The sequence below is a fragment of the Streptomyces sp. FH025 genome (genome assembly GCF_017427025.1).
Classification (GTDB): Bacteria; Actinomycetota; Actinomycetes; order Streptomycetales; family Streptomycetaceae; genus Kitasatospora.
In genome coordinates this window covers 1-4,042 of sequence record NZ_JAFLNG010000693.1, presented here as the reverse complement: position 1 = coordinate 4,042, position 4,042 = coordinate 1, and the positions used below count along the sequence as shown (strand labels likewise).

Below are 4,042 nucleotides of genomic sequence, written 5' to 3'. Positions count from 1 at the left end.
ACCCGCAGTCCTTCGCCGACTCCGACGGCGACGGGATCGGCGACTTCGGCGGCATCGTCGAGCACCTCGACCACCTCGCCTGGCTCGGGGTGGACACCGTCTGGCTCAACCCCTGTTTCGCCTCGCCGTTCCGCGACGCCGGCTACGACGTCACCGACTACTTCACCCCGGCCCCGCGCTACGGCCGCACCGAAGACCTGGTCGCGCTGGTCGAGGCGGCTCGGGGCAAGGGCATCCGGATCCTGCTGGACCTGGTCGCGGGGCACACCTCCGACCGCCACCCGTGGTTCCTGGCCGCCGCCGAGGACCCGACCGACCACCGCTACATCTGGTCCGACCGGCGGGTGGACGGCTTCGTCGCCTCGCCGGGCAGCCGCCCCGGCTGGTACCGGCCGAACTTCTTCGACTGTCAGCCCGCACTCAACTTCGGCTACGCGCGCGGAAGTTCCGAGGAGCCCTGGCGCCAGCCGGTGGACGCCGAGGGGCCGCGCGCCAACCGGGCCGCGCTGCGCGAGATCATGGCGCACTGGCTCGGCCTCGGCGTGGCCGGGTTCCGGGTGGACATGGCGTACTCGTTGGTCAAGGACGACCCGGGCCGGACCGAGACCGCCGGGCTCTGGACCGAACTGCGCGACTGGCTGGACCGCACCCACCCCGAGGCCGCCCTGCTCGCCGAGTGGGGCGATCCGGCGGCGGCCGTCGGGGCGGGCTTCCACGCGGACTTCTTCCTGCACTTCGGCGGCGCCGACCGGGGCCTGCCGCTGCGCTCCCTCTGGAACAACAACTCCGGTACGGTGGAGGACTTCTGGCAGCAGGAGGCGTGCTACTTCGAGGCCGAGGGGCGCGGCACCCCGCAGCCGTTCCTGGACGCCTGGCACTCCGCCGCCGAACTCACCGAGGGCCGTGGGCACATCGTGCTGCCCACCGCCAACCACGACTTCTCCCGGCTCGCCGCCGGCCCGCGCGCAGGGGAGCAACTCGCCCCCGCCTTCGCCTTCCTGCTCACCTGGCCGACCCTGCCCGCCGTCTACTACGGCGACGAGATCGGCATGCGGTACGTGCCCGGGCTGCCGGACGTCGAGGGCAGCGTGCTCGGCCCGCGCTACAACCGGGCGGGCTCGCGGACCCCGATGCAGTGGGGGCCCGGGCCGTCCGCAGGGTTCTCCAGCGCCGCGCCCGAGCGGTTCTATCTGCCACTGGACCCGGACCCGCACCGCCCGGACGTGCTCTCCCAGCGCGCCGACCCGACCTCGCTGCTGCACACCGTCCGGCGGCTGATCGCGCTGCGCCGGGCGCACCCGGGGCTGGGCGCGTCCGGCGGGGTGGAGGTCCGGCACGTCGGGTACCCGCTGGTGTACACCCGGGCCGGGCGGTACCTGGTGGTGGTCAACCCGGGCCGGGAGCCGGGGGCGGTGCGGCTGGCGGAGGGCGCGCGCGGGGTGCGACCGCTGGAGGCACGGGGCGTGCGGGTACTGGACGGCGAGCTGCGGGCGGACGGCTTCTCGTACGGCGTGTTCGAGCTGATCTGAGCCCACCCGGGGACCGGGCCGGCTTCCGGCCCGGTTTCCGATCGCTGTCGGATGGTTGTAAGCTACATCGATAGATGGTTGCATTTACCATCTGCATTGGTTGCATTTGCCACGTAGCTTCAACGGGTAGCTGCCGCCGTGGATCGAGCTTTCACCGGAGGACGGTACGAACGCCATGAGCACACCCCGGACACCCGCCGCAGCGCCCACCCTGGGGCACTCGCTCAAGCACCTCGCCATCCACCTGATCACCCCGCTGCTGATGTGCCTGGGCATGGCGCTCGCCTACCAGGGCGCCTTCCACCAGCCCGAGCCGCACCACCTCAAGGTCGCCGTCGTCGGGGCCGGGCCGAAGGCGGAGGGGCTGGCGCAGGCGATCCAGGGCAAGGCCGGCGACGCGCTCGACGTCCGTACGCTCCCCGACCGCTCCGCCGCCGAGCGGCAGCTGCGCGACCGCGACCTGGTCGGCGCGTTCGTCCCGGACGCGAAGAGCCCCGAGCTGATCGTGGCCAAGGGCAACTCGGACACCTCGGTGGTGGCCGCGACGGCGGTGTTCACCAACGTCACCGACAGGCAGGGCGTCCCGCTGCGCGTCACCGACCTGACCACCCCGGCCGAGGGCGACCCGACCGGGCAGGGCCTCTTCTTCCTGCTGGTCGCGCTGAGCATCGGCTCGTACGCCAGCGTCGCGGTGATCGGCGCCGCCGGTGCCGCGCTGAGCATGCGGATCCGGGCACTGGTGGGCGTGGCGGTCTCGCTGGTGGTGAGCGTGATCGGGATCGTCACCGCCGGTCCGGTCTTCCACGTCGTCGACCACGACCTCGCCGCGATCTGGGCGCTCGGCTGGCTCTACTCGGCGGGCATCGTGCTGATCGGCATCGGCCTGCACAGCTTCCTGAAGAAGTGGACCACGCTGGCCCTGATGGTGCTGTTCGTGATGCTGAACTTCACCTCCTCGGGCGGCATCTACCGGCCCGAGTTGCAGAACGGTTTCTTCGGCGGCCTGCACGGCTTCTGGACCGGTGCCGGCTTCCTGGAGGGGGCCCGCAGCATCCTGTACTTCGACGGCGGCGCGGGTCTCGGCGGGCACGTGGTGACCCTGCTGGTCTGGCTGCTGCTGGGCGGGGCCGCCGTGGTCGCCGCGGCGGCGTACGAGGGCCGCGGACGCCGCCCGGTGGAGACCGCCGAGGAGGCCGAGGAGGAGATGGAGGAGGCGGTCGCGGTCTGAGGACCGTACGCCCGAAGAGGCTTCACCCGGCGCCAGGGGCATCGGCGCCGGGTGGGGATCGGTGGCCCGCGCCCGGCCCTGGACAAGCCGGACGCGGGCCCGTGCCCGTCCGGGCCGCGCCGCGCGACCTCCGGTCAGCGGTAGGCCGCCTGCCCGGTGAGCGCCTGCCCCACCACCAGCGTGTGGATCTCGCTCGTCCCCTCGTAGGTCAGCACCGACTCCAGGTTGTTGGCGTGCCGGATCGGCGAGTACTCCAGCGAGATGCCGTTGGCGCCGAGGATCGTCCGGCACTCACGGGCGATCGCCAGCGCCTCGCGCACGTTGTTGAGCTTCCCGACGCTCACCTGCTCGGGCCGCAGCCGCCCCCCGTCCTTGAGCCGCCCGAGGTGCACGGCGAGCAGCGCGGCGTTGCCGAGGGCGAGCGCCATGTCGGCGAGCTTGCGCTGGGTCAGCTGGAAGCCGCTGATCGGCCGGTCGAACTGGACCCGCGAGTCCGCGTACCGCAGTGCCGTCTGCAGCGAGTCCCGGGCGGCGCCGACCGCGCCGAACAGGATGCCGAACCGCGCCTCGTTCAGGCAGGACAGCGGGCCGCGCAGCCCTTCGGCCCCCGGCAGCCGCGCCTCGGCGGGCAGCCGGACGTCGTCCAGGTGCAGCTCGGAGGTGACCGAGGCGCGCAGCGACAGCTTCCGCTCGATGTCCCGGGTGGTGAAGCCGGGCGTGCCGCGCGGGACGAGGAAGCCGCGCACGCCGTCCTCGGTGTTCGCCCAGACGGTCGCGACGTCCGCGATGCCGCCGTTGGTGATCCACATCTTGCCGCCGTTGAGGATCCAGTCCGAGCCGTCGCGGACCGCCCGGGTGCGCATTCCGGCGGGGTTGCTGCCGAAGTCCGGCTCGGTGAGCCCGAAGCAGCCGATCGCCGTCCCGGCGGCGAGCCGCGGCAGCCACTCCCGCTTCTGCTCCTCCGAGCCCCACCGGTGGATCGAGTACATCGAGAGCGAGCCCTGGACGGAGACGAAGCTGCGGAAGCCGGAGTCGGCGGCCTCGAGTTCGAGGCAGGCCAGGCCGTAGGAGACGGCGTTGGTGCCGGCGCAGCCGTAGCCGTCCAGGTGCATGCCGAGCAGGCCCAAGGCGCCGAGTTCGGGGGCGAGTTCGCGGGCGAAGTGGGCCTGGTCGAACCATTCGGGCAGGTGCGGGCGGACCCGGTCGGCGAGGAACCGGGCGACGGTGGCCTGGATCTCGCGCTCCTCGTCGGTGAGGAGGGTGGCGAAGTCGAGCAGGTCGAGCG

General features: G+C 72.8%; 3 protein-coding genes. 2 read left to right on the top strand and 1 reads right to left on the bottom strand.

Features of this window, described 5'->3' with window-relative positions; genetic code table 11:
• Nucleotides 1–1,529 (top strand): alpha-amylase family glycosyl hydrolase (locus J0670_RS32175; protein WP_207815562.1); only part of this gene is annotated, 1,529 nt, incomplete at its 5' end.
• 175 nt (nucleotides 1,530–1,704) lie between these two features.
• Complete coding sequence (locus J0670_RS32170) at nucleotides 1,705–2,757, top strand: hypothetical protein (RefSeq protein ID WP_207815560.1); 1,053 nt, start codon at nucleotides 1,705–1,707, stop codon at nucleotides 2,755–2,757.
• A 134-nt stretch (nucleotides 2,758–2,891) separates the two neighbouring features.
• Here J0670_RS32170 and J0670_RS32165 read toward each other — a convergent pair.
• Nucleotides 2,892–4,042, bottom strand: a 1,151-nt coding sequence (locus J0670_RS32165; protein WP_374223210.1) for an acyl-CoA dehydrogenase family protein, incomplete at its 5' end; no start/stop codon positions are given.

Bases quoted from the DNA above. Each gene is read 5' to 3' on its own strand.
- J0670_RS32170 (WP_207815560.1), top strand. From the start codon at position 1,705: ATGAGCACACCCCGGACACCCGCCGCAGCGCCCACCCTGGGGCACTCG.